This is a genomic window from Planktotalea sp. (genome assembly GCF_965659345.1).
GTDB lineage: Bacteria > Pseudomonadota > Alphaproteobacteria > Rhodobacterales > Rhodobacteraceae > Planktotalea.
In genome coordinates this window covers 26,533-51,074 of the sequence record NZ_CBFHVK010000011.1, presented here as the reverse complement: position 1 = coordinate 51,074, position 24,542 = coordinate 26,533, and the positions used below count along the sequence as shown (strand labels likewise).

Here is a 24,542-nt window from a genome sequence, read left to right as displayed (position 1 = left end):
GAATATGATCTGTTCTGTATGTTCTGCGCCAGACGCCACCGAGGTTGAAATCGACGGCGCAGGACTCTCCACGCACTTGTGTGAGCGATGTCGCGCAGCCCTCACGACTTCGCCAAGTGATGATCCCCATTGGCAATGTCTGCACGACGCTGTTTGGAGTGTGGACGGTCCGACACAAGTTGCGGCGTATCGCATTCTGTCGAACCTCAATCTATCAGCTTGGGCAAGGGACTTGATGCATATCGTCTATCTCGAACCAGACCTGTTGGAAAAGGCGCAGAATGTCCCTGAAGCCGCGCTTGTTCACCGTGATAGCAACGGCGCGGTTTTGAGCAGCGGCGATACTGTTGTCCTGATAAAAGAACTCCCGGTTAAGGGGGCTGGCTTTACGGCCAAGCGTGGCACCGCTTTTCGCAATATTTCTCTGGTTCAAGATAATGCAAAGCATATTGAAGGACGTGTTGAGAGCCAAAGGATCGTTATTCTGACCGAGTTCGTGAAAAAGAGCTAAGTTGTTATCGTTTCCTTTTTCCATAAATATCCCGGAGCGCGAGGCAGAGCCTCGCTAAAGAAAATTTTTACAAAAAATTTTGCGCCCTACATCAAAGATCGTACAAAATCGTCACGGGTCCATCGTTGATCAACTCTACCGCCATATCCGCACCAAACTGACCTGATTGAACAGGCAATCCCAATTCGCTCAGCGCTGATTTAAAGTGCTCATAAAGCCGTTTCCCATCCGCAGGGGCGGCAGCAGAAGAAAAACCTGGCCGATTGCCGCGTGTTGTATCGCCAGCCAAGGTGAACTGGCTCACCACCAATGCCGCACCTTCAATGTCCTTCAACGATAAGTTCATCTTGCCGGTGTCATCTTGAAAAATTCGCAGCTTGGATATTTTTGCCGCGAGTTGATCCGCTTGATGTGCTTCATCGCCTCGCATTGCGCACATAAGGATCAACACACCTCGTTCGATTGCGCCAATAACCTCACCGTCGACACGCACAGATGCGCGCGAGACGCGTTGGACAACAGCTTTCATGACACGCCTTTCCACTCCATAATCTCATCGATCTCTGCCCGCTCTGTGCGAAAACTATTTGCTGGGTGATCTGTGTCTTCGTACCCCAAAGAGATTGCACAAAGGATCAAGCGATCGTTTTCAAAACCGAAGTGTGATCGGATCAACGGCGCATAAGACGCGATAGCGGCTTGGGGAATGCTTGCGATCCCCAGTGCTTGTGCCGCGAGCGTAAAGGCAGACACAAAACCACCACAGTCCATCGCGCCATAAGGGCCTAGTTCCGCGCCTGAGCTGATGATCGCAACATGGGGTGCGCCGAAGAAATTGAAGTTCTCCATCATTTGAGCAGCAGATGCGACGCGATCGCCTTTTTCAATCCCAACGGCATCGTAGAGCTGAAAACCACAAGCGCGCCGTCTCTCTTTATGTTGGCCAGAATAACCTGCGGGAAACGGTATATCGGGTGCTGCGGAGTTGACTTGCATATGGGCGTGAAGGGCGATGCGGAAGCGCTGCGTTTCGTCCCGATCTGTGACGACAACCTTCCAAGGTTGCGCGTTGCACCAAGACGGGACACGCCCGGCAATACGAATGATGCGTTCAATATCTGAGCGCGCGACAGGCTTGTCGAGAAACGCACGGCAAGAATGGCGCGTGCGCAAAAGCGTCTCGAAGGACTCAGCCGCGTTCATTGCGTCATCGCCATGCCAAAGCCAATCGCAGCGGCAATCAGCAAGCCAAGCACGACAGCAAAAGTGATCTTGATGGCAGAGTAGGGGCGTTCGCCCTGAACACGTCCTGTCGATCCGTTGACAACAAACCGATAAGTTTTGCCGCGATATTTATAGGCGGCAAGCCAGATCGGCAAAAGGATATGTTTGAAGGTGACATCGTTTAGGTCGGTATCGACGTTGTGTACACGCTGTCGATCTCCGCCAATATGGAATTTTACGTCGCGCTCAATCACGCGCTCCATCTGATGGCGTGCTTGCGCAAAGCCATCTTGGAGTTCGACCATATACCCCTCCGCGCGCATTCCAGCCAGAAATTCTGGATTGTAGGGTTCGAGCGCGGCTAAATCCCAAGGTTCCAGCGCATCCGTGTAGCGCTTAGGGAGTGATTTGGACGCAAGGACCAAAACATCATCAAAGAAACGCGCAACTTTGCCACTGACAGCACGCCAGCGGGTTTTGGGAACTTTGATTTGCTGGCGCTTGCCATCGCGCATCACCGTCTGCGTTTCGTAATAGATCGTGCCGCGTTCGCCCGAGTAATTTGATTTCGTATCTGCATCAAAGGTCCAATAGGGTACATAAATGCCCTGAATTTTGCGCCCTTTGCGCGCATAGTCTTTCAGTCCGTTAGGGGCGAACCAGAGCCCACCAAGCCAATCGGTCATGGATTTGCGAGCGCTCCTTTCATCGAGCGCGAAAGGCAGCACAGCTTTGGGCTTGATGTGACGATGTATGCCTGTTCCGGTCACCACAGGCGTTGCACAAAACGGGCATTCAGATGCGTGATCTGCGCCACCAAGCTCTACCTGAGCGGCGCAATTTAGACAGGACAACACGCGGGTTTCTTCGATTTCTGCGTCAGGCAATTGCGCATTGATGGCGTCCGCAAAATCAAGCTCTCGGATTGGCTGCGCATGGCGGCCTGTCCCTTCGATTGCGGCGCTATGGCCGCAATGATCGCATGTGAGCTTCCCCTCCGACGGGTCAAAACGAAAGTCCGCTCCACATTGATCGCATGGAAAACGGTGTTCTTCTAAGTTTGATACCTGCGTATCTGGCACGTTTGGGAGCCTCCGGCGGGGATATTTTTAGAGAGAGGAAGACATATGTTTCGCTAGCCCACAGGGGGGGGTGGGGGTGGCAGGATCGTGAAGAGTTGCGCGAGTTCGGTAACCTCATCAGCGGCTTTCCAGCCATCTTGTCCCGCAGTCCAAACAAGGCTTGCGCGGGTCAATGTGCCCTCGCTTACCATGCGGCCCATCTTCGCCTTGGAAAAAGGACCGGTGGTTTCGCCATTTGCGGCGATATGCCAAACATGTTCCACAGGCGGGGGGGGCGGTGCCATTGGCGCGGCCGCTGTGGGTGCGCTGGTGGGGCGTGCGCCCCATGGTCCTGCTTGCTGTGTCATTGAGCCGGCAATTTGCATGCCAAGACCTGCGCCCATGCCTGCCTGGATCGCGGCCGCACCTCCGCCATCGCGGCCCAAAGCTTCGGCCGCTTGAAACTGCATGTACTCGTTGAGATTGCCGATGACGCCCATGGAAGAGCGCTTGTCCATCACCTCTTCCACTGCGGGAGGTAATGAGATGTTTTCAATGTAGAGCTCTGGGAGCGAGAGGCCGTATTCTGCTAGTTGCGCTTCGATTTCTTTGGCGACCAGTTGGCCCAATTCGCGTGTGTTTGCAGCCATATCAAGCACTGGAATGCCTGAGCGCGCTATGGTGCGCGAGAACTCTTGGACGATGATATTACGGATCTGGAAGCTGATTTCATCCATCGTAAATTCGCCGTCCGTGCCGACAATTTCGGTCAAGAAGCGTGCCGGATCAGAGACCTTGACGGAATATGTGCCAAACGCGCGCAACCGCACTGGGCCGAACTCGGGATCGCGCGCGATGATTGGGTTTTTCGTGCCCCATTTGAGATCGTTAAAGCGTGTCGTGTTGACGTAATAGACCTCAGACTTGAAAGGGCTTTGAAAGCCGTGATCCCAGTGGTTGAGCGTTGTGAGGATCGGCATGTTGTTGGTCTCAAGCATGTAGAGACCGGGGGTGAAGACATCCGCAAGCTGACCTTCATGAACGAAAACAGCGGCTTGGCCTTCGCGCACCGTGAGTTTTGCGCCATATTTGATTTCATGGCCTTCGCGCTCGAACCGCCAAACCATCGTGTCGCGTGTGTCATCTGTCCAATGAATGACGTCGATGAATTCGCCTGTGAGAAAATCGAAAATACCCATGGGTTTAGTCCTTCAATTGGAAAGCAATATCGTTTGTTTCATGATCTTGGCCCAACGCGTTCCGTTGCCATTTGACGGATAATTGGGCGTGCTGCTTCAAGCGTCATGCCGGTTTCTAGGCGTGGATCGTAGAGCATGCCGAGGAGATGCGCATCATGTGTGGTGAGCAGCGCAAATTCATCGTCATCGTTGAAAATTGACGGGCGCGCGGCAGGGCTGTCATTGGCGAGGCCAAGGCCCTGCGCGAGTTCTTCGTGAATGCATGAGCGGAGCATGAGATCAGGGTGTTCGGCGCGGATAAGTGCAATGGCTTGACCATAGCCATAGCTGTTGCCACTGCCGGAAAAGGCGACAACAAGGCAATGAATAGAGCGCGGCAGATTGCCAAAGATGCGCAAGGCTTGCGGATCAATGCGCGGCACAAGCTCGCGCACGCGTTGTTGCACGTAACCGCGATCATCTTCGCTCATGACGAGAACATGAAAGTTGGCGCTGGTTGGGCTGACGCCGATGGGATGGCCCGTTGAGCGGGCCAAACGTGCGGCGTAGCGTGTGACATTGGCGCTGTAGCGCTCTTGCTTTGTGGCGCTGATATTAGACCCAAATTCGACGTTGAACCGCACAGGACCTTGCCAGCGTTTCAGGCGACCAGCTTGCCCATTGGCAGCACCAAGTCCGCCACCAGAGTATTCATCGAAAAATGCAATCCGTTCGAAGTTTCGAGCCAGCATTGTGTCTGTGTAGGGCGTGTCGGGGCGACCACCATCCGTGCGCAATAATCCTTGAACCAACAGATCCGATTGAATGCGGTTGTAATAGCTAGCGAGTTCTTTGCTGGCTTCTGATTGAGGTCTTGGTACAGGCGTCACGGGGCGTGCTGGTTTCACTTCCGGGCGAGGCGAAACCACGGGGCCAGAGTTGATTTGCGGCGCAGGCATATCACATCCTGCAAGCGCAAATGCGCCAAGCAGGGCTGTCATAGATGCAATGCGCCGCAACTTTTTCATTTAGCCAGCAGCTGTGCCGATTGTATCGCCTGTGCCAGAGCTTTTTGCTTTGGCCGCGGCGAGCGTATCGCGCAGGTCGCCTTCCATCTTTTTCAAATCGGCTTCGGCAGCGGCACGCTTTGCTTTGCCTTCGTCTGCAATTTGCAAGCTTTCCTCTATGGTGCCAATCAGGTCTGCATTGGCTTGCTTGACCGCTTCAATGTCAAAGACGCCGCGCTCCATTTCGGTACGGATCATTTTGTTGCTCTCGCGCAGGTTCTTAGCGTTAGAGGTTAGCAATTCATTGGTTAGATCATTGGCATCACGCACAGCGGCCGCGGCTTCTGCAGAGCGTTGTATTGTGACCGCCTGTGCCAGTTGTGTTTCCCAAAGGGGGACCGTGTTCACCAATGTGGAGTTGATCTTAGTGACCAAAGATTTGTCGTTCTCCTGTACAAGACGAATGGACGGCAAGCTTTGCATCGTCACCTGACGTGTGAGTTTAAGATCGTGGACACGACGCTCAAGATCATCGCGCGCGGCACGTAGATCGCGCAGCTCTTGCGCTTTCATCACTTGTTCGCCCTCAGGAGCGGCTTGGACTTCTGCTTCTTTTGCAGGAATATCATTTTCGTCGAGTAGGCGAATTTTTTCGGTGCCCGCCGCGATGTAGAGCGCAAGTTCGTCGTAGAACGCGAGCGTCTTGTCATAGAGAATATCAAGCGATTTGATGTCTTTCAGCAGCGTGTGCTCATGCCCCAAAAGGTCCTCTGTGACTTTGTCAATCTGGCCCTGAACCGTTTCAAATTTGGCGGTGAATTGCGCGAAAGGAGCGGCGCGACCAATCAGTTTTTCCCACCAGCTGCGCTTGCGACGCACATCTAGTTCAGAAACGGAAAAGCCACGGATGGTTGTGACAATATTGCGGAGGCTGTCGCCAGCAGGGCCCACATCTTTGTTGCGTACATCTGCCAGCATTTGCTGCGAGATCACTTGCAATTCTGCCTGCGCGCCAGAGCCGAAAGCAACGATGGAATTGGTGTTATCCATGTCGATTTCATCCATGCGTTTGGTGATTTCCGCGCTGACAGGGGCATCAGCCTCGGCCAGAACGACGACCGCATTAGCCTCGGTTGGTTCTGCGAGTACAACTGCGTTCACTTCTTCCACGAGAGCGAGCGTTTCTTGTGCTTTGGCTTGGATTGTAGTGGCCATTATCAAATTCTCCGAGTTAAGACGAGCTTACGCCCTCGCGCTGCAAACGTTCGCGCAGCACTTCAATTTCAACAGTTAGGTCGCTGCGGTCATCAAGCAGCATTTTGCGGGTGCGGGCAGAAAAGTTCTGCTCCAGATCATCCAGCAAATCAGAATAATCTGTGCGCGCCTGTGCGTCGCCTGTGCGCGAGTAGACATCCGCGAATTTCACAGTCGCATCACTTGCACCACGCAAATAGACCCCAAGATACTTGCGTGCCCCGCTCAAATCGCGCGGATCTTCTTCAACTGTGCGAAAAAGTTCACGCGCTGTGCGTTGGAACTGCTCTACGCGACGTTCCATTCCTCGATCTCCAGCGCGCAAAATTGCATCTGACATGGAATTGAGGTGTTTTTCGGCTTCATCAACAACACGGCTGACGCGGTCTTGCTGGAAAGTATCAATCCCTTTCATTCCCTTGTGCTTGAGCGGGTCAAGGCCAAAGGCTGCAAGATGCAAACCGCCCGCCGCAAGTCCAAAGATCAGTGGCGACAGGATGCTAAAGTTGTCGAGATGTGCAATCACGGCAAGCGCTGCTCCGATCCCCGTGAGGACAGAGGCAAACATCTTGCGCGGCAAAGCAGGGCGACGCGCCACTTTACGCGCGTTGTATTCTGCCTCTGCGCGCAATCCTGAACGCAAAAGCCATGCGGACAGGGTCAGGGATGCAGCACCGACAAGCCCAAACGCCATCGGAATTGCTCCATCTGAGAACGTCGTTGCGACCAGAACAATCGCAGGCGTGAACAAAACGTTTGAACGTGCGCCCGCCGCATCTGGGTTTGCACCCTCAAAGCTATTGCGCTGGGGGGCAGCATGCTCTGTTTGCGTGCTCCCGTCGGGGCTATACTTGCCACCAAATTTTTGCGCCATGTTTATAAGCCTCCAAGCCAGCCAGAGCTGACGCCGAAGAGCAAAACGATCAATGCGGTATACGCGAATTTCTGAAGACCTGTTCCGGTCATACCATCCCCCCGGATGAACCTTTGGTACTGCCTTACTTTGGCTTAACTATAAGTATGTGCTCGAAGAGCGAAAAAAACCAGTGTCCTCGGGGGAAAAGCCGATGGTTTTCCCCCGAATACGTTTTTTTGGGCGTTAGTGGCGCTGCCCAGTACGTCGTTCAGCGTTTAGTTTGCGCGTGTAGCCCGATTGGATGATCTCGACCGCGACCAAAACCAGCACAGAGAAGTAGAAGGTTGTCTTGGACATTGGAATAACTTCATACCCGAAGACTTTTAGCGCAAGACTGTCGTCATGCATCGCATGTGCTGCCGCTTGGCCCGCTTCGCCAAGTAGGACGACACCAACAATCAAAAGGATGAAAAGGCCAAGCACCTCGTACATGCGGTTCTGCTCTAGAAAACGCGTAACGCCATCTGCAAGCACGAGCATTGCGATACCAGAAAGGATAATCGCGGTCGCTAGGATCGGGAAGACATCGGTAATTGCGAGCGCGGACAGTACAGAGTCGAATGAGAAGATCAGGTTCATCGTGACGATCATCGCAATGACCTTTGCTGCGGATTTACCTGATTTGCCCTCAACATCCGTGTTGAGATCGTGGATTGTCAGCATGTGGCCGATTTCTTTGACAGCTGTGTACATGATGAACACACCACCGATGATAAAGACGAGCGTTGCGAAGTTGACGCCCCCGGTAATCACGCCTTCCCAGTCCAATATGAAAAATGGCTCGGCCATCGCGTCGATCAAACGGATCATGACGAACAAAAGGACGACACGTAACGCAACGGCAATGATGATGCCCCAATAGCGCACCGACTTTTGTTGTGCGACAGGCGCGCGTTGGCTCTCGATTGAAATGTAGAGCAGATTGTCAAACCCGAGTACCGCTTGCAAAAAGCAGAGCATCAAAAGGTTGCCAAGGTTTTCTAATGTGAGCAGGTCAGCCACGGATTTGTCCCCCAAATTGGTATATTTTGTGGCTTCTATAGCGGAGCGCACGGAAAATAGGAAAGGGGGAATTTCCCCGCGCGCAACGCGGCGACAGGAGCGAGGGGCCAGCCCCTCGCGCACCCCGGGATATTTATGGAAAGAGGAAGAGGTGGGCGTTAGCGCTTGGGGCGCGGTTTGTTTGCCGATTTAGAGTTGGGTTTGCCACTTGATTTAGGGCGCGCCATTGGATCGCTATCCGAAAAGCGGTCGCGTCCGCGCAGGGGGCCTTTAGGGAGAGGCGGGCGCTTGCCGCGCGTGACGTTTTGCTTGCCGCGTTGGCTGGGTTTTGGCTTTGCTCCCGGCGCTTCGAGATCTTCATCGCTAAGACCAAGTTGGTCTTTGAGAGTCTTGCGGCGCAGTTCCTCGACGGCAGACGTCTTGAGATTGCCAAGCTGAAAGGGACCATAGCTAACGCGGATCAAGCGGTTCACGTTAAGTTCAATTGCTTCCATAGCGCGGCGAATTTCGCGGTTTTTGCCTTCGCGGATACCAACGGTCAGCCAAGCATTTGCGCCTTGTTGGCGATCAATGCTGACAAGCATCGGCTGGAAGTGCTCACCTTGCAGGTTAAGACCTTTGCGCAAAGGTTCGAACGTTTCTTCAGTAGGGCGGCCGTTAACACGCACGCGGTATTTGCGCAGCCATCCTGTTGAGGGCAGCTCAAGCTTGCGCTTTAAGCCACCATCGTTGGTCAGCAACAAAAGCCCTTCAGAGTTTAGGTCGAGACGCCCAACGCTCATCACCCGCGGCATTCCTTCAGGCAGATCATCAAAGATCGTCTTGCGGCCCTTTTCATCGCTATCCGTTGTCACCAGACCGGTTGGCTTGTGATACATCCAAACGCGGGGCGGTTCTGGCGCAGCCATTGGCTTGCCATCAACTGAAATGCGCGCGTTTGGTAATACGTTCAGCGCCGGGCTGTCGATGATTTTGCCGTCAACCGTGATACGGCCAGCTTCGATCATGCGTTCCGCTTCGCGACGTGAGGCAACACCTGCACGCGCCAAGACCTTTGCGATGCGATCGCCTTTGGGTGTTTCTGTATCCATACGGGTGCTTTAGGGTATTGCAGAGCATAGCGAAAGAGAGACGAGCACGTTTGATGCAATTCACATCCTTTATGGAGGCGGCTTTGGTAGAAGCACGCGCAGCTGAAGCAGCAGGCGAAGTCCCTGTCGGTGCTGTTGTCGTGCGTGACGGCAAGATTATCGGACGTGGGCGCAATGCGACGCGCAAAGGGTGTGATCCGACTGCGCATGCGGAGATCATGGCGATTAGGGACGCTTGTATAGCCTTAGGGCAAGATCGTTTAATCGGATGCGATCTTTATGTGACCTTAGAGCCTTGTGCGATGTGTGCGGGTGCAATTGCCCATGCGCGCATTGGGCGGCTTTATTATGGGGCAGGTGATCCGAAGTCCGGCGGCGTGACAGTCGGCGCGCGCGTGTTCGAACATCCGCAAAGCCATCATGCGCCTGACATCTACGATGGCATCGCTGCAGATGAAGCCGCTGAACTACTTGTGCGCTTTTTCAAAGGAAAACGGCTTTAAGAGCGGCACGCGATTATTCTAGAAAATAGGAAATCCGCCAAAACGCGTCGTTTTTTAGGCTTGTCGTAGACCGGCTTTGCGATATTCGTATCACCATGAAAACACCGTTGATCGACAATCTACAATACGCCAACTGGTCTGAAACCATCTTCCGCCAAATGCGCGAAGGGGGGGTGGACGCTGTTCATGTCACAATCGCCTATCACGAGAGTTTCCGTGAAATGGTGTTGAACCTTGAAAGCTTCAATCGCTGGTTTGAACGCTTTCCAGAACTGATTTTCAAAGGCACAAGCGCTGCCGACGTGCGCTTGGCGCAAGAGACAGGGCGCACTGCGATTTTTTTCGGGTTCCAGAACCCCAGCCCGATAGAGGATGATATCGGTTTGGTCGAGATCTGCCACCAACTTGGCGTGCGGTTTATGCAGCTGACTTATAACAACCAGTCCTTGCTCGCGACGGGCTGTTATGAGGCGGACGACACGGGTTTGACCCGCATGGGCAAGCAGGTCGTGCAAGAAATGAACCGTGTTGGGATGGTGGTGGATATGTCCCATTCTGCTGATCGCTCGACCTTGGAGGCGATTGATCATTCCAGTCGCCCGATTGGGATTACCCATGCCAATCCCCATTGGTGGCATCCCGCGCTGCGTAATAAATCAGATGATGTGCTCAAAGCTCTCACAGCGCGCGGCGGTATGCTTGGGTTTTCTGTATACCCGCACCATCTTAAGGACGGGCCCGCGTGCACGTTGCAAAGCTTTTGCGAAATGGTGGCAGAGGCCGCGTCGCGCTATGGGGCGGAGCACCTTGGGATTGGTACGGATCTCTGTCAAGATCAGCCAGACAGCATCGTAGAATGGATGCGCGTAGGGCGGTGGAGCAAGGTGATTGACTACGGCGAGGGCAGCGCAAGTGATGCAGGATTCCCGCCAATGCCAAGCTGGTTCAATGATAATCGCGATTTCGGAACGATTGCTCAAGGTCTGCTAGATGTTGGTTTTAGCAAGAGCGAAATGGAGGGCATCATGGGCGGCAATTGGTTCAACTTTTATGATACATCCTTTGGTCCCGCGACATGAGCGCGCCTGAACGAGAGATAGCGCCGCAAATAGATATGCGGCCGCCCAGCACTGTGATGCGTCTTCGCCGTATGGGGGCGATGTTCCCGACGCGTTTGTCGTTTTTGCGCACGTTGATGCGAGATTTGGCAGCTAATAATGTGCAGGTGACGCGTCCAGTTTGGTGCATGGATGAAGATGGTTTTGGCCATGCGGTTTATAGCGTGCACCTCGGGGGATATGACTACTCACTCGTCGCTATCTCAACGGACTTGCCGCCCGAGTTGCGCACTGACCGTGTGATCGCGACGGCGTGGGACAGCGCTTACGTGCTTTATGACGGCATCCCAAGCGAAGACGAGATCGCGCGCATCGTCGCGTCTGCGCCAAAGCAAGAAGCCGCGCGCTTTACAGAGCGCGATCTGGTTTTAAGCCGTGCCAACAAGTCTGTCCGTTTGTTCCAACATGTCACCGATGCACTGAAACGGGGCGATCAGCCGGACAAAGCGATGGTGCGTGATGTGGGCTATTTGATGCGCACAACAGCGGTTTATGGAAACGGTAAATTTGGCATTGCTGATCGCGCTCACATTGCAGCGCGTCCTTGCCTTGGTGGACCTTTTGCCGCTGAGATGCTGACAGTCTGGCTCATTCGTGGCTTCACCCATGATCTTGCGGAGCATGTGGGCGGTGCAGCGTTAGATCCCAAATTGAAGCGTCATCTGGGTATTGGAAATTCTACAGGGCTGGGCATGGCACCTTTTTTGGTCAGTCATCCACGCCTGCTTGATAGTTGGATGCAAGTGCGCGAAACGGCGCTGGCGCGTATCGCTGCGCTCCCAAAGTTGAGCGCGGATGAACAAACGCAGATCATTGCCTTGGCTGCACGCGCTGGGCGGCACTTGGGCGAATGGTCTGTGCCGGATGAGATTGCGGCGGGTCGCATTGAGCAGCTCAAACGTGATTGGCCTGCGGTGCAGGAGATGCTTGCGCAGACAGTGAGTGCACAAGAGCCGATCCAGCAGATCCTGCAAGCGTCAGAGCATTGGTTTGAAGACACGCAAGAGCTGCTGGTTGCTTTGCTGTTGGAGCCTTTTGGCTCGCTGATTGACGGTCTCACCGATTGTATGGCCAACCCTTATGGCGCTGAGCTTGATCCGGCGATGCAAGTGACTGAATTGCGTGCATTGATCGCGCGCGATTGGGATTGGGCGACAGCGCTTGATTTTGAATGCACGCGTGAAACGGCGCAGTTCTGGTATGTTTCCGAGGCCAAGCAAGAGCCGCGTCTTGGCATGCGCCATGAAGAAGAGGGCGCAGAGCTGGAAAGCCCGCTTGATATCGCACGACAGGTGTCAACGTTGTCGCAAGCATTGGAGGGCGAGAGCGGCATTACAGCCGAGCTGTTGCTCAAGCGCCCTGATCTGCGCTTTGCGGTGCGCCGTGTGCAAACACTCGCCCGCGCGCCATATGGTGAAATCCGCGACAACTTAATCGCTGATCGTTGCCTTCCGATTGATATGCTGCGTTGCAAGTTGTCGTTTTTCGGAGCGGCGAAGTTTGATCCGAAATCGGATCGCTGGACGCGGATCACCTTGTGCCAAGGTGCGCCTTTGTTTGATGAACTCAGTCGCGCGGATGATTGGTGGTTGCCGTGCTTTGGGGAGTAGGCGATGCGCTCTGCCAATGAAATTTCGAGCATGGTTCTTAAGGCGGCACGCGGCGCTGGTTTGCCCCTTGGCTGCGCAGAAGAACTTGCGCGTGCTGCGCCTTTGTTAAGCTCTACAGGGAATTTGCCTTGCGTACTTGAAGCGCTTGGCCGTCCGTGTGAAGCCCCAATATTGGATCAAGGCGTCGTAAGGGGCGGCCATCCTGTTCAGGCGGTTATAGCTTGGCAAGACCTTAGTGCAGCAGGGGTGAGGGTGAAATTGGAATGCAACGTTGATGCCGCTCTGATGGACGCCATGTGTTCGCCCAAGAAAGTCGTCGGACCCTTTGAAGTTGATGAGAGTTTATGGAGCGCATTTGCGCAATATGCGGCAAAGATGCTCGTACCGGAAAGTGAAGCTTCGCGGCTTGCAGGGGCGGGCGCTGGTTTGAGCGATAACGACTGATCACTCAGCGTTTGCAAAAACATCTTCTGGATAACGCACCTCGGCAAGGTAGAGCCCGTGGGGCGGGCTAACGGTGCCGCAGGCTTGGCGCTCTTTTGCTTCAAGGGCTGTGCGCACATCATCCGGTGCCCACGCGCCAGAGCCGACACATTCCAAAGTTCCTACAAAGCTACGCACTTGGTTGTGCAAGAAAGAGCGCGCACGCACCGTAAAGCGGACTTCTGGGCCAGATCGTCCGTCAATCTGGCGCACAGTCAATTCATCAAGTGTCTTTACTGGGCTTAGTGCCTGGCAAATAGAAGAACGGAAGGTTGTAAAATCGTGGTGCCCAATCAAATGATGTGCACCCATCTGCATTGCTTCGACATCCAGTAAACGCGGCACTTGCCAAACCAGACCTGCGTCATGTGTCGCGGGTGCGCGCCGCATCAACAGGCGAAATTCGTAGCGCCGCTCAACGGCTGAAAAGCGCGCGTGCCAATCATCATCGACCCAAACACATGCAACAATGGAAATCGGGTCAGGTTTAAGATGATAGTTCAACGCGCCCGACAGCTTGAACGGATCCCAGTCTTTGCTCAGATCGCAATGCGCCACTTGTCCCCACGCATGAACGCCTGCATCCGTGCGCCCCGCTGCGGCAATTGTGTGCGGCCCGCTTTCAAGCTTGGCCAGCGCGGCTTCGATTTGGCCCTGTACCGAAGTCTGAGCGTTTTGGCGTTGCCATCCAACAAAAGGCGCGCCGTGGTATTCAATTTTAAGGGCATATCTGGGCATAGCGCTGCTCTTAACGACGCAAGGGGGCGGAAACAATGGTTTTTCCCCTCTGGTAACGTGGTGGGTGCATCCTTATCCTTAAACAAACAGATGGCAATTTAAGGCGGCACCCCTTGGTTATTACTACCCTCGCAGATGGGATCATTCGAACGATGGAGGGCGCGCGCGATACAGTAAATGAAACGCTGTTTGAGCCTGTGATCCGCTTAGGTGTCACGGGTTTGGCACGCTCTGGCAAGACTGTGTTTATCACGTCTTTGGTGGCCAATTTGCTGGATCGTGGCCGCATGATGCAACTTCAGGCGGCAGCGGAAGGGCGTATAACCGCAGCCTATTTGCAACCTCAACCCGATGATACCGTGCCGCGTTTTGACTATGAGGCGCATCTTGGCGCGCTCACTGCGCGCGAGCCACATTGGCCCGACAGCACACGCGCGATTTCAGAGCTGCGCGTTTCGCTCAAAGTGCAACCCAATGGGCTGCTTGGTGGTTTGCAAGGTCCGCGCACGGTGCATTTGGACATTGTGGATTATCCCGGTGAATGGCTGCTTGATCTTGCGCTGCTCGATAAAAGCTTTGAGGAATGGTCATCCGAGGTCTTGGAGCGTATCGAGGCGCGCGATGAGGCCAAGGCGTATCGCGAGCTGTTGGCAAGCACAGACATAACCGCAAAGCTTGATGAGCAAGAGGCACAGGCACTGGCCGCGAAGTTTACCGAGTATCTTCACGCAGCGCGCGGGGCAGGCTTTTACGACTGTACGCCGGGGCGGTTCTTGTTGCCTGGCGATCTCGCGGGGAGCCCTGCAATTACCTTTGCGCCTATTGCGGGTGCGGCAAGTGTTGGGCGTCGCAGTTTAGGGCGTGAAATGGCGCGCCGGTATGAGGCTTATAAATCCCATGTGGTTAAGCCGTTTTTTCGCGATCAGTTCGCGCGCATTGATCGCCAAGTTGTGCTGGTCGATGCGCTGGGCGCTATTCACAATGGTCCACGCGCAGTAGAGGATTTGCGTGGTGCGATGACAGATATTTTAAGCGCTTTCAGACCTGGGACAAACGCGTTCCTTAGTCGTTTATTGCTTGGAAAACGGGTTGAGCGGATTTTGTTCTCCGCCAGCAAAGCAGACCATTTGCATCATACACAGCACAGTGAGCTGACCGCGATCATGGAGGCGTTGACACGTGATGCGCGCGACCGTGCGAGTTTTGCGGGGGCGCAAACTGCATCCATGGCATTGGCGTCTTTACGCGCGACGACTGAAGAAACGCTTGATCATGAGGGAACTGCGCTAAATTGCGTGCGTGGCGCTTTGTTAGATACGGGTAAACAAGCGGCGTTCTATCCTGGTCAACTTCCCAGCGATCCATCCCATCTACTAGGCTCCGTGCGCGATGGGGCAGAAGCTTGGCTGGATCAGGATTATCAAGTCATGCGCTTTGCGCCTGCGCCACTGACCTTAAAGCCGGGGTTCGGTCCGCCGCATATCCGCCTTGATAAGGCAGCGCAGTTCCTTATTGGGGATAAGCTGTGAGCCAATTCCTCAGGCCTGCACGCAGCACTGATGCTGGAAAGCTTGGCGTAATCCTGTCAGAGGCGGTCGCTGCGCAGTCGTGGAAGCCATGCTTGCACACAGGCGCTGAAGATATTGCGCATATGGGTGATTTGATCGATCGGGGTTGGGTGAGCGTTTGTGAGCGCGACGAGACTGCTGTCGGGTTTCTAGCGCGCGACAGAGATTTGGTGCAGTCGCTTTATGTCCTAAACGCGTATCAGAACCAAGGGATCGGCGCACTGCTTTTAGAGCAGGCGCAAAGTTCGCAAGAACGTCTTGAGCTCTGGACATTTCAAGCAAACGAGGGCGCGCAAAGGTTTTACCGCGCCCATGGCTTTGCTGAAGCGGAACGTACGGACGGTGCGGGCAATGACGAAGGTCTGCCGGATGTTCGTTTTGTCTGGGTGAAGAGTAACAAGGAGCCGCAAAATGGCTAAAGGACCTGTCCTATTTGATCTTGAGGATGCGCCTGCACCAGAGCAAGGGCCGGAAGCAGCGCAGCCTGTTCCCGAGCTTGACGCACCGGCACCACAAGGCCAAGCGATGCAGACCATTGCTACGCTCGCCGCGCGTCGACCATCGCGCTTGGTGAAATGGTTTTGGGGCTTGCTCCTTTCGCTTATGGGATTTGCAATTTCGCTGGCCGCTTGGGATTTTGTGAATGGCCTCATCGTGCGGATGCCGCTTTTCGGGTATGCGATTAGCGTGCTGATGTTGGCCTTCATTGTGGTCTTGCTGGTGATCGCCCTGCGAGAATTGGCAGCGTTTTCAAGGCTCAAGCGTATGGATGTGCTGCACCGCGCGGGTGAAGCAGCGCGGATGAGTGGGGATTTGAGCGAAGCAAAGCGCGTCGTGGATCAGATCACGCGGCTTTACAAAGGGCGCGAGGATACCCGTTGGGGGCGCGAGGCTTTGGCTGAGAAAAGCGTCGACATACTGGACGGTGATGGTCTGTTGGATTTGGCCGAACGCGATGTGCTTGCTCCTTTGGACACCGCAGCCACGCGAGAGATCGAAGCCGCGGCGCGTCAGGTTGCGACAGTCACGGCCATTGTACCGCTCGCGCTCGCGGATGTTGCGACCGCACTCACCTCAAATCTGCGAATGATCCGCCGTATTGCAGAGATCTATGGTGGACGCTCTGGCGCGTTGGGAAATTGGCGGCTTACGCGCGCTGTGATGACCCATCTGGTTGCGACAGGCGCGGTGGCGATTGGCGATGACTTTTTGTCGTCCGTGGCTGGGGGCGGGGTACTTGGCAAAATCTCGCGCCGCTTTGGCGAGGGGGTGGTAAACGGAGCGTTAACCGCACGTGTCGGCGTTGCAGCAATGGAAGTATGTCGCCCGTTGCCTTTTACGGCCCTTAAACGCCCGTCAGTCACAGGACTGGTGAGCCGCGCATTAACAGGTTTGTTCGGTAAAGAAGGGTAGGGCGCGTGGAAGGCTTGTTTATACTTATTGCAATTCTCGTCGGTATTGCGATCTTGCTCGCGCCGATTGGGGTTTTGAGCCTGTCTCGCAAAGTACGTGAACTAAGCGCGCGTATAGATCAGCTGGAACAGGCCGCCAGCGGCAGTCCAGAAAATACAAACATTGATAAAGTTGGGCCATGGGTAGCTCCGGACATAGAACGCGCGCTTGCAACGCCATCCTCAAACGACGCGTTGATTGAGGTGGATGCGCCCGCGCCAAGCGTGGAAACCGTTGTCACATCGGACACCCAAGAAAAACCTACACCACGCTCTTTCGTGTTTCGCGCAGACCTTTTCGCCAATGCTCTCAATTGGTTGAAGGACAATTGGTTCCTCGGCATTGCGGCCATTTCGCTCGCGCTGGCGGGGATATTCATGGTTCAATACGGTGTTGAGCAAGGCTTGCTGACACCTTTCGCGCGGATCATGGGCGCGCTTGCGCTTGGCGCGGCCTTTGTCATTCTTGGAGAGGTGGCACGCCGTCGCTTTGGCGATGATAGCGGCACGATGCAAGCGCTGCCCTCGACGTTCTCTGGCGCTGGCATAGTCACGCTGTTTGCAGCAGTCTTATCAGCACGCCATCTCTATGATATGTTGCCATCTGACTTGACGCTTTTCGCTTTGGTTGGCGTTGCGGTTTTAGCGGTTGTCCTTGGCTGGTTCTACGGGCCATTTCTGGCCGCGATTGGTGTAATTGGCGCTTTGGCTGCGCCTTTTGCCGTCGGCGGATCAAGCGATGCACCGCAACTGTTTTTCTACTATTTCGCACTGATCGTTGTGATGGCATTGGCGATTGATAGGGTAAGGCGCTGGGCGTGGGTGTCTGTTTTGGCGCTGATCGGCGGCTTTATTGCAACTTGGATGTTGTTGATCAGCGGTGCGCAAAATGTGCATGCGTTGGCGTTTGGGTTCATAACAGTGGTGGCGGCGACTGCGTTGCCCGTGCGTCGTATTTGGCCCGATCACAGCGGATCAATGGTGTCGAGCGTTGTATTGAAAACGCTGGGCAAAGGGTCTTTCAACTGGCCAGACTTTCCAACACGTCTCGCCGCGGGAACATTCATTGCCGCGATGGTGCTGAGTTTTCTGGCACCGCTCGAAGCTGGCCAGTCCTTGGAAGGCTGGCTTGGCATCTGGAGCGTCTTTGCGCTTGGGTGTCTTGCGTTGGTGTGGATGTGGCGCGCAAAAGCGTTGCAGGACCTGAGCGCGTTGGCGCCAATCGCGTTGCTTGCTTTGATCATAGTCCTCGCGCTGGAACGCGTGTCGATCTTCCAAGACTTCACAGAAATCAAACTCGCAGATCGGTTGGAAGGTGCCGTGCTCCCACACGCCGCAAGCCTATTTTCTGGCATGTTCGCGGTCTTTGCCGCACTTGGGTTTTGGCGCGTATCACAAGGTGTGCGTGGCTCTTTGATCTGGATCGCAGCCAGCGCATTCGCGCTGCCTTTGGCACTTGGCGCGTTAGAGATTTTCTGGACGCCGAGCGTTTATATTGGCGCATACCCTTGGGCTGGTCATGCCATCACTGGTGCGGCGTTGATGACGGTTTTGGCGGAACGCAGTGCCAAACGCTGGCCTGAGGACATGCGGCCCGCCGCGCTCTTTGCGATGTCGGCACTGTCACTGATGTCCTTCGCTTTGATGCTGATCCTGTCCACTGCAGCGCTGAGCATCGCGATAGCGGTTATGATTGTGATCGCTGCGCTGATAGATCGCCGTTTTGACATGGCGTGGCTTGGGCTATTCATTCAGCTTTGCGTTGCAGTGCTGGGCTGGCGGTTCCTGATCGATCCGGGTGTGCCTTGGGCGTCGTGGTGGAACACACCGCTTTGGGAAGTCGTCTTGGGCTTTGTCGTGCCGCTTGCGTTGATGGGGATGGCATGGTGGATCCTGCGCCCGATCACGCGCATAGGCGCACAATTGGCGCTGGAAAGCGCGATCTGGTCGTTTGGTGCTGTTTTCGTTCTGATCCTGCTCGAGCGATCTTTGCGCGGTGATATCGATAGCTTCTGGGGGCTTTCGTTGGCGGGGTCAGTGCTGCTGATTTCTATGGGCGCGCAGCTATATCGCTTGCGCGTGCCGTCGCGACTTGGCTTTGTGCGTATCGGTCTTGCGACGCTGCTTGGCGTGTTGGCGTTTGGAACACTCCTGTTTGCTTTGGTCTTTCAGTCTCCGCTCACATGGCGCAGCTCGAACGACATTCATGGGCCCTTGTTGATGGATACCATTGCAATTGCTTATCTTGTTCCCGCCTTTGTTCTGGGCGTGCTGGTTTGGAAGCTTGATCACATCAATCGCAATCTACGCGGTGCGTTTGCCTCATTGAGCGCAGCTTTGATCATGGCTTATGTTGGCTTTGAAATCCGTCGCTTCTGGCAAGGTTTTGAAATCGCGAGCAATTCAGTAAGCCAAGGCGAGCTTTATAGTTATACGATCGCGATGATGCTTGCCTCTGTTGGATTGTTATTCTTCGCATTTGCACGTCGATCATTGCTTCTAAGAAAGCTAGCGATGGCGGGCATTGCTGTCACCATCGCCAAGGTTTTTCTGATCGATATGAGCGGTTTGATGGGTCTGATCCGCGTCGCTTCTTTCCTCGGGCTAGGGCTTGCACTTTCGGGTCTCGCATGGCTCAGCCGCGCGATGAGTGCGCGTTGGGAACTTGCAGATCCATCGCAAACACAGAATCGAAGTGAGTTGGGACCGTCTAGTTCAACTTGATAAAGCGCGATCCGGTTGCGGAGCGTTTGGCCCGTTGCGAGTCCATCTGCAGTTTGCGTGGGGCGTTGTTTTCTTCACGGGCAGAACTGGTTGCTTTGCATCCTACCCAAACGCCCGCAATTTGCACTGAGTCCTGAACGCAGCTGTCTTCGGCTTGTTGTTTTGTTTGGCGAACCTGTGGTGCGGCTTCGTCCTCCACAAAGTGTGTTTGATACAAAAGATTGATCCCGGGCAATGCAATGCATCCGAGACCTGCTAGGATGTATAAACGGCCTTTGCTAAACACCATCACTCTCCAAAAACGCTGGAACTCAAGATTTTACTCAACTTTTAATAGAGTGAGATTGTGATTTGGTCGTGATAAAATTGTGGTGCGATGTGGGCGATGGTGCTCTGGACGCGGCAGTCATGCAGGCCTATAACGGCAACAAGATGAGCCTGATATATGCGATCATTACTCGAATTATCAGCCCGGCGCTCTGAGTGTGAGCCGCCGGGATAAGGTGTATGGGGACGACCCGCACCGCCTCTCAATTTCCTATGTATATTTCGTTCCAAAGGACGCCCGATATGTGTGCTGACACACCCGATACAACAGTTGACTACAAACCCACGTTGAACCTGCCAAAAACTGATTTTCCAATGCGCGCGGGTTTGCCCAAGCGCGAGCCTGAATGGCTCAAGCGTTGGGAAGAAATTGGCGTATACGACAAGCTGCGCGCCAAAGAAGGCCGCGCACCCTTTACGTTGCACGACGGCCCTCCATATGCGAACGGGCATTTGCACATTGGTCACGCGCTGAACAAAACGATCAAGGATATGATCGTGCGCAGCCATCAAATGATGGGCTTTGATGCGCGTTATGTGCCCGGTTGGGATTGCCACGGTCTGCCGATCGAATGGAAGATCGAAGAGCAATACCGCAAGAAAGGCAAAAGCAAAGACGACGTTGATATCGTTGATTTCCGTCAGGAATGCCGCAAGTTCGCCGAAGGTTGGGTTGATATCCAGCGCGATGAGTTCAAGCGTCTCGGCATCACGGGCAACTGGCCTGATCCGTATCTTACGATGGATTTCCACGCTGAGGCAGTGATCGCGGCGGAGTTCCAGAAGTTCTTGATGAACGGCACGCTTTATCAAGGCTCCAAGCCTGTGATGTGGTCCCCTGTGGAGCAAACCGCGCTGGCTGAGGCAGAGGTGGAGTATCACGACAAGGACAGCTTTACGGTTTGGGTGAAGTTTCAAGTGACGGGCACGGGCGATGCGGTGCTGGATGCTGCGAAAGTGGTGATCTGGACGACGACCCCTTGGACCATGCCGTCCAACAAAGCAGTGGTTTACGGTGAGGGCATTTCTTACGGTCTTTACGAAGTCACCTCCACACCGGACGAATGCTGGGCCGATGCTGGCGATACTTACATCTTGGCAGATAATTTGGCCGCTGATGTTTTTGCGCGCGCGCGTCTGGAAGAAAGCAACTACACACGCCGCGCTGATGTAACGAACGCACAGCTTGAAACGATCTCTTTGAAGCACCCTCTTTATGGCGCGAAAGGCGGTGATGGCGAGTGGGATGACATCCGCGATTTCCGTGCGGCAGAATTTGTGACGGACACCGAGGGCACAGGTTTTGTGCACTGCGCGCCGTCTCACGGTATGGAAGAGTTCGAACTTTACCGCGACCTTGGCATGCTTGAGCAAGTCATCACTTACAACGTCATGGACGACGGGGGGTTCCGTAAGGATCTGCCGTTCTTTGGTGGCAAATACATCCTCAACCGCAAAGGCGGTGAGGGCGACGCGAACAAGGCGATCATCGACAAGCTTGTCGATGTCGGTGGCCTGCTCGCGCGCGGCAAGATCAAGCATAGCTACCCGCATTCCTGGCGCTCCAAAGCGCCGATCATCTATCGCAACACGCCGCAATGGTTCGCGGCAGTGGATCGCCCTGTTGGTGATGGGCAAGACACACATGGCATGACGATCCGTGAGCGTGCGCTGACTTCCATCGACGAGCTGGTGAAATGGACGCCACAAACGGGGCGCAATCGTCTCTATTCGATGATCGAAGCGCGCCCTGATTGGGTGCTTTCGCGTCAACGCGCTTGGGGCGTTCCGCTGACGGTCTTCACGCGCAAAGGTTTGTTGCCAACGGATCCTGATTTCCTTTTGCGCCACGATGATGTGAACACACGCATCACCGAAGCGTTCGAGGCTGAGGGCGCGGATGCGTGGTACAAGGACGGCGCAAAAGCACGCTTCTTGGACGGGATCGTGAACGCGGATGACTATGATCAGGTGTTCGATGTTCTGGATGTATGGTTCGACTCAGGGTCTACGCACAGCTTCGTTCTGCGTGATCGTCCTGATGGTACGGAAGATGGCATCGCGGATGTTTACATGGAAGGCACGGATCAGCATCGCGGCTGGTTCCATTCTTCGCTTTTGCAGGCTTGTGGAACGCTTGGACGCGCACCTTACCGCAATGTTGTGACACACGGTTTTACGCTGGATGAAAAGGGCATGAAGATGTCCAAATCGCTTGGCAACACCATCGTGCCTGAGACAGTCGTCAAACAGTATGGCGCGGATATTTTGCGTCTTTGGGTGGCGCAGGTGGATTATACATCTGATCAACGCATCGGGCCGGAAATCCTGAAAGGCGTGGCAGATAGCTATCGCCGTCTGCGCAACACGATGCGCTTTATGCTTGGCTCTTTGAATGATTTCACTGAAAGCGATCGCATGGACCCCGCTGATATGCCAGAGCTGGAGCGCTGGGTCTTGCACCGTTTGTCTGAACTCGATGAAGTAGTGACAAAAGGCTACAAAGCATTTGATTTCCAAGGAGTGTTCTCCGCGGTGTTCACATTCGCAACGGTTGATTTGTCTGCATTCTACTTCGATATTCGTAAAGATGCGCTCTATTGTGATGGCGATACAGAGCGCCGGCGCGCAGCGCGCACGGTGCTTGATATCTTGTTCCACCGTTTGACGAAATGGCTTGCCCCTGTATTGGTCTTCACGATGGAAGAGGTCTGGCTGGAGCGCTTTGGTGGTGAGGGTAGCTCGGTTCATTTGGAAGACTTCGCAGAGACTCCGGCCGAGTGGCGCGATAACGCGTTGGCGGCGAAGTGGGCCTCCATTCGTGGCGCGCGCCGTGTTGTGACGGCGGCTTTGGAAGTGCAACGCACGGAAAAAGTCATCGGCGCATCACTGGAAGCGGCACCCACTGTTTACATCGCGGATGCGGATCTGCGCGCGGCGCTGGAGAGCGTGCCGTTTGACGATATTGCGATCACTTCTGCGATCAAACTTTCGGGCGATCCTGCACCCGCTGATGCCTTCGTACTCCCTGAAACTGAAGGGGTTGCGGTCGCATTTGCAAAAGCTGATGGCGAGAAGTGTCAGCGTTGCTGGAAAATCTTGCCCGACGTCGGAACGACCGCGCATGAAGGTGTGTGTGGTCGCTGTGCCACTGCGCTTGATGGCTAAATACGCATGACCCATAGATGAGCGCATTCGTCTTCTTTGCAGTGCTTGCAGCGGCTCTGTTGCACGCAAGTTGGAATGCGCTCATCAAAAGTGGGGCGAGCAAATTTACTTCCATGTTGATCATGACGGTGCTGCAAGGCGCTTTCGGCAGCATCATCGCACTATCAAACGCGCTTCCAGCAGCATCGGTTTGGCCGTGGCTCGTGGCATCGGCTTTGTTTCATTCAGGTTACAAGCTGTTCCTGTCTTATGCCTATGAGCAGGGCGATTTGAGCCGCGTCTACCCCATTGCACGAGGGGCCGCGCCGATGATCGTTTTGGCATTAAGTGGCTTTTTGTTAAGCGATACACTTGCGGCGTTTGAGGTCATTGGCGTTTTGCTTCTTGGCCTTGGCATCTTGATGATGGCGCGAGGGGCGTTTGCAAACGGTGAATCGCGCCGCCTGGTACCGTTCGCCCTTGGTTCTGCTGTGATGACGGCGGGATATTCTATTGTTGATGGACTTGGCGCACGGGTCGCGGGCGACGCGGTGCTCTATGTGGCGTGGATGTTCTTTTTGGATGCGCTCATTTTCACACCCGTTTGTATCGCCTTTCGCGGGCGAGGTGTGTTGAAGTCCACCAAGCATGATTGGATGATCGGAGCGGGTGCCGGTGCGGCGTCTTATGCGGCCTACGCGATTGTCGTCTGGGCAATGACACTGGCCCCAATTGCATTGGTGACCGCCCTTCGCGAAACGTCGATATTGTTTGCGGTGGTGATTGGCTGGCTTGTGATGGGCGATAGAATGGACCGAGGCAAAGCAACTGCCGCAGTTTTGATCGTGTCAGGTGTAGTCCTTACGCGTCTTTAGCTGGGATGATTTGCTGCGCGATTCCTGCGAACGTAAGGTAAATCGAGGTCAGAACAAGCCCCCAATGTGCCCAGCTCTCGGGGTGAAAATCGACCCAAGCGGCCCAGCCTGCAAAGAAGGTCCAAGCCAGTGCAATCGGCAAAGACAAAGTGCGCCAGCGCTCGGTACGCACGGGGTGGATGAATTTCAACGGTAAAAACATTGCCGTTGCCAGCGCTGCGATGAGGGCAATGGAAATCCAGAAATTTGGTTCGATTGCGAAGATTACGATGATCAACATATTCCAGCAGCCTGGAAAGCCTGAAAACGAATTATCTTTTGTTTTCATGCGTGTATCCGCGAAATACATCGCAGATGTAAAGGTAATCACGATGATCGCGAACCAGCCTGTCCAACCGGGCAAAAGGCCGGACGCGAAGAGTGCGAAGGCGGGAATAAAAACATAAGTGAGGTAGTCGATGATCAGGTCGAGCAGGACACCATCAAATTGCGGTGCGTATTGCTTCACATCATATTTGCGCGCAAGGGGGCCATCGATGCCATCAACCGCAAAGGCTACGACAAGCCATAGGAACATCAAATCCCATTTGGATTGCACAGCAGCAAGCATGGCAAGCATTGCAAAGACCGCGCCAGTGGCGGTGAGAAGATGGACAGCGAGTGCGCGATTTTGAGGTGTCATGAGGGGCGTCATGGCCTATTTTGAGCGCGGGCGCAAATTTCTTCTTTAAGAAATTTGGCCTCCGGTGGGGAT

22 protein-coding genes are annotated in these 24,542 nt (G+C 54.6%); 11 read left to right on the top strand and 11 right to left on the bottom strand.

The window, feature by feature from the left end; translation table 11 throughout:
- Positions 1–4 precede the first annotated feature (4 nt).
- Positions 5–511 (top strand): alkylphosphonate utilization protein, encoded by a 507-nt coding sequence (locus ACTG3Z_RS10625; protein WP_439143046.1) that lies wholly within the window; start codon positions 5–7, stop codon positions 509–511.
- A gap of 91 nt (positions 512–602) precedes the next feature.
- On the opposite strand, the gene dtd is transcribed toward ACTG3Z_RS10625, so the two are convergent.
- From dtd to ACTG3Z_RS10580, 9 genes are all read right to left on the bottom strand, one after another.
- Positions 603–1,040: a D-aminoacyl-tRNA deacylase gene (gene dtd / locus ACTG3Z_RS10620; protein WP_439143045.1), complete on the bottom strand. Its 438-nt coding sequence runs from the start codon at positions 1,038–1,040 to the stop codon at positions 603–605.
- The gene (locus ACTG3Z_RS10615; RefSeq protein WP_439143044.1) at positions 1,037–1,714 is read right to left on the bottom strand and encodes a nitroreductase; all 678 of its coding nucleotides are present in this window, start codon (positions 1,712–1,714) and stop codon (positions 1,037–1,039) included. The genes dtd and ACTG3Z_RS10615 overlap by 4 nt, the downstream gene beginning before the upstream one ends.
- On the bottom strand, positions 1,711–2,817 hold the full coding sequence (locus ACTG3Z_RS10610; protein WP_439143043.1) for a TFIIB-type zinc finger domain-containing protein: 1,107 nt from the start codon (positions 2,815–2,817) through the stop codon (positions 1,711–1,713). The genes ACTG3Z_RS10615 and ACTG3Z_RS10610 overlap by 4 nt, the downstream gene beginning before the upstream one ends.
- A 53-nt stretch (positions 2,818–2,870) precedes the next feature.
- Positions 2,871–3,995 carry an SPFH domain-containing protein gene (locus tag ACTG3Z_RS10605; protein WP_439143042.1) on the bottom strand — a complete coding sequence of 375 codons (1,125 nt, stop codon included), beginning with the start codon at positions 3,993–3,995 and terminating at the stop codon, positions 2,871–2,873.
- 38 nt (positions 3,996–4,033) lie between these two features.
- Entirely contained in the window at positions 4,034–5,002 is a 969-nt protein-coding gene (locus ACTG3Z_RS10600) for a DUF2927 domain-containing protein (RefSeq protein WP_439143041.1), read from the bottom strand.
- A complete protein-coding gene (locus ACTG3Z_RS10595; protein ID WP_439143040.1) occupies positions 5,003–6,196 on the bottom strand; it encodes a toxic anion resistance protein in 1,194 nt (397 codons plus the stop codon).
- 16 nt (positions 6,197–6,212) lie between these two features.
- Positions 6,213–7,109, bottom strand: coding sequence for a 5-bromo-4-chloroindolyl phosphate hydrolysis family protein (locus tag ACTG3Z_RS10590; protein WP_439143039.1), 897 nt, complete (start codon positions 7,107–7,109; stop codon positions 6,213–6,215).
- 225 nt (positions 7,110–7,334) lie between these two features.
- Complete coding sequence (locus tag ACTG3Z_RS10585; protein ID WP_375265708.1) at positions 7,335–8,153, bottom strand: TerC family protein; 819 nt, start codon at positions 8,151–8,153, stop codon at positions 7,335–7,337.
- 158 nt (positions 8,154–8,311) lie between these two features.
- Positions 8,312–9,244, bottom strand: coding sequence for a pseudouridine synthase (locus ACTG3Z_RS10580; RefSeq protein ID WP_439143038.1), 933 nt, complete (start codon positions 9,242–9,244; stop codon positions 8,312–8,314).
- Between the two features lie 53 nt (positions 9,245–9,297).
- Between ACTG3Z_RS10580 and tadA the strand changes: the two genes are divergently transcribed.
- Genes tadA through ACTG3Z_RS10560 form a run of 4 tightly spaced genes read left to right on the top strand, consistent with a single transcriptional unit; the run spans position 9,298 to position 12,919 of the window.
- Positions 9,298–9,747: a tRNA adenosine(34) deaminase TadA gene (gene tadA / locus ACTG3Z_RS10575; RefSeq protein WP_439143037.1), complete on the top strand. Its 450-nt coding sequence runs from the start codon at positions 9,298–9,300 to the stop codon at positions 9,745–9,747.
- 32 nt (positions 9,748–9,779) lie between these two features.
- Positions 9,780–10,826: a membrane dipeptidase gene (locus ACTG3Z_RS10570; protein ID WP_439143124.1), complete on the top strand. Its 1,047-nt coding sequence runs from the start codon at positions 9,780–9,782 to the stop codon at positions 10,824–10,826.
- Positions 10,823–12,475 carry a hypothetical protein gene (locus ACTG3Z_RS10565; protein ID WP_439143036.1) on the top strand — a complete coding sequence of 551 codons (1,653 nt, stop codon included), beginning with the start codon at positions 10,823–10,825 and terminating at the stop codon, positions 12,473–12,475. Before ACTG3Z_RS10570 ends, ACTG3Z_RS10565 begins: the two co-directional genes overlap by 4 nt.
- A 3-nt stretch (positions 12,476–12,478) precedes the next feature.
- Positions 12,479–12,919, top strand: coding sequence for a DUF3726 domain-containing protein (locus tag ACTG3Z_RS10560; RefSeq protein ID WP_439143035.1), 441 nt, complete (start codon positions 12,479–12,481; stop codon positions 12,917–12,919).
- Here the strand turns inward: ACTG3Z_RS10560 and truA are convergent, their stop codons facing one another.
- Complete coding sequence (gene truA, locus ACTG3Z_RS10555; RefSeq protein WP_439143034.1) at positions 12,920–13,696, bottom strand: tRNA pseudouridine(38-40) synthase TruA; 777 nt, start codon at positions 13,694–13,696, stop codon at positions 12,920–12,922.
- Between the two features lie 113 nt (positions 13,697–13,809).
- Here truA and ACTG3Z_RS10550 point away from each other — a divergent pair, with 113 nt between their 5' ends.
- The 6 genes from ACTG3Z_RS10550 to ACTG3Z_RS10525 all read left to right on the top strand — a co-directional run bounded on the left by ACTG3Z_RS10550 (position 13,810) and on the right by ACTG3Z_RS10525 (position 23,788).
- Positions 13,810–15,225 (top strand): YcjX family protein, encoded by a 1,416-nt coding sequence (locus tag ACTG3Z_RS10550; RefSeq protein WP_439143033.1) that lies wholly within the window; start codon positions 13,810–13,812, stop codon positions 15,223–15,225.
- Complete coding sequence (locus ACTG3Z_RS10545; RefSeq protein ID WP_439143032.1) at positions 15,222–15,683, top strand: GNAT family N-acetyltransferase; 462 nt, start codon at positions 15,222–15,224, stop codon at positions 15,681–15,683. The genes ACTG3Z_RS10550 and ACTG3Z_RS10545 overlap by 4 nt, the downstream gene beginning before the upstream one ends.
- Positions 15,676–16,677, top strand: coding sequence for a YcjF family protein (locus tag ACTG3Z_RS10540; RefSeq protein ID WP_439143031.1), 1,002 nt, complete (start codon positions 15,676–15,678; stop codon positions 16,675–16,677). Before ACTG3Z_RS10545 ends, ACTG3Z_RS10540 begins: the two co-directional genes overlap by 8 nt.
- A gap of 14 nt (positions 16,678–16,691) precedes the next feature.
- Positions 16,692–19,439 carry a DUF2339 domain-containing protein gene (locus ACTG3Z_RS10535; RefSeq protein ID WP_439143030.1) on the top strand — a complete coding sequence of 916 codons (2,748 nt, stop codon included), beginning with the start codon at positions 16,692–16,694 and terminating at the stop codon, positions 19,437–19,439.
- Between the two features lie 570 nt (positions 19,440–20,009).
- Positions 20,010–22,934 (top strand): isoleucine--tRNA ligase, encoded by a 2,925-nt coding sequence (gene ileS, locus ACTG3Z_RS10530; protein ID WP_439143029.1) that lies wholly within the window; start codon positions 20,010–20,012, stop codon positions 22,932–22,934.
- A 17-nt stretch (positions 22,935–22,951) separates the two neighbouring features.
- Complete coding sequence (locus tag ACTG3Z_RS10525; protein ID WP_439143028.1) at positions 22,952–23,788, top strand: EamA family transporter; 837 nt, start codon at positions 22,952–22,954, stop codon at positions 23,786–23,788.
- Here ACTG3Z_RS10525 and ACTG3Z_RS10520 read toward each other — a convergent pair.
- Positions 23,775–24,470: a CDP-alcohol phosphatidyltransferase family protein gene (locus ACTG3Z_RS10520; RefSeq protein WP_439143027.1), complete on the bottom strand. Its 696-nt coding sequence runs from the start codon at positions 24,468–24,470 to the stop codon at positions 23,775–23,777. The genes ACTG3Z_RS10525 and ACTG3Z_RS10520 overlap by 14 nt on opposite strands.
- Positions 24,471–24,542: the final 72 nt, after the last annotated feature.

What these genes read in the sequence shown, in the direction of transcription:
- ACTG3Z_RS10625 (WP_439143046.1), top strand. Translation starts at nt 5, where the DNA reads ATGATCTGTTCTGTATGTTCTGCGCCAGACGCCACCGAGGTTGAAATC.
- dtd (WP_439143045.1), bottom strand. Translation starts at nt 1,040, where the DNA reads ATGAAAGCTGTTGTCCAACGCGTCTCGCGCGCATCTGTGCGTGTCGAC.
- ACTG3Z_RS10615 (WP_439143044.1), bottom strand. Translation starts at nt 1,714, where the DNA reads ATGAACGCGGCTGAGTCCTTCGAGACGCTTTTGCGCACGCGCCATTCT.
- ACTG3Z_RS10605 (WP_439143042.1), bottom strand. Translation starts at nt 3,995, where the DNA reads ATGGGTATTTTCGATTTTCTCACAGGCGAATTCATCGACGTCATTCAT.
- ACTG3Z_RS10600 (WP_439143041.1), bottom strand. Translation starts at nt 5,002, where the DNA reads ATGAAAAAGTTGCGGCGCATTGCATCTATGACAGCCCTGCTTGGCGCA.
- ACTG3Z_RS10595 (WP_439143040.1), bottom strand. Translation starts at nt 6,196, where the DNA reads ATGGCCACTACAATCCAAGCCAAAGCACAAGAAACGCTCGCTCTCGTG.
- ACTG3Z_RS10590 (WP_439143039.1), bottom strand. Translation starts at nt 7,109, where the DNA reads ATGGCGCAAAAATTTGGTGGCAAGTATAGCCCCGACGGGAGCACGCAA.
- ACTG3Z_RS10580 (WP_439143038.1), bottom strand. Translation starts at nt 9,244, where the DNA reads ATGGATACAGAAACACCCAAAGGCGATCGCATCGCAAAGGTCTTGGCG.
- tadA (WP_439143037.1), top strand. Translation starts at nt 9,298, where the DNA reads ATGCAATTCACATCCTTTATGGAGGCGGCTTTGGTAGAAGCACGCGCA.
- ACTG3Z_RS10565 (WP_439143036.1), top strand. Translation starts at nt 10,823, where the DNA reads ATGAGCGCGCCTGAACGAGAGATAGCGCCGCAAATAGATATGCGGCCG.
- ACTG3Z_RS10560 (WP_439143035.1), top strand. Translation starts at nt 12,479, where the DNA reads ATGCGCTCTGCCAATGAAATTTCGAGCATGGTTCTTAAGGCGGCACGC.
- truA (WP_439143034.1), bottom strand. Translation starts at nt 13,696, where the DNA reads ATGCCCAGATATGCCCTTAAAATTGAATACCACGGCGCGCCTTTTGTT.
- ACTG3Z_RS10540 (WP_439143031.1), top strand. Translation starts at nt 15,676, where the DNA reads ATGGCTAAAGGACCTGTCCTATTTGATCTTGAGGATGCGCCTGCACCA.
- ileS (WP_439143029.1), top strand. Translation starts at nt 20,010, where the DNA reads ATGTGTGCTGACACACCCGATACAACAGTTGACTACAAACCCACGTTG.
- ACTG3Z_RS10525 (WP_439143028.1), top strand. Translation starts at nt 22,952, where the DNA reads ATGAGCGCATTCGTCTTCTTTGCAGTGCTTGCAGCGGCTCTGTTGCAC.
- ACTG3Z_RS10520 (WP_439143027.1), bottom strand. Translation starts at nt 24,470, where the DNA reads ATGACACCTCAAAATCGCGCACTCGCTGTCCATCTTCTCACCGCCACT.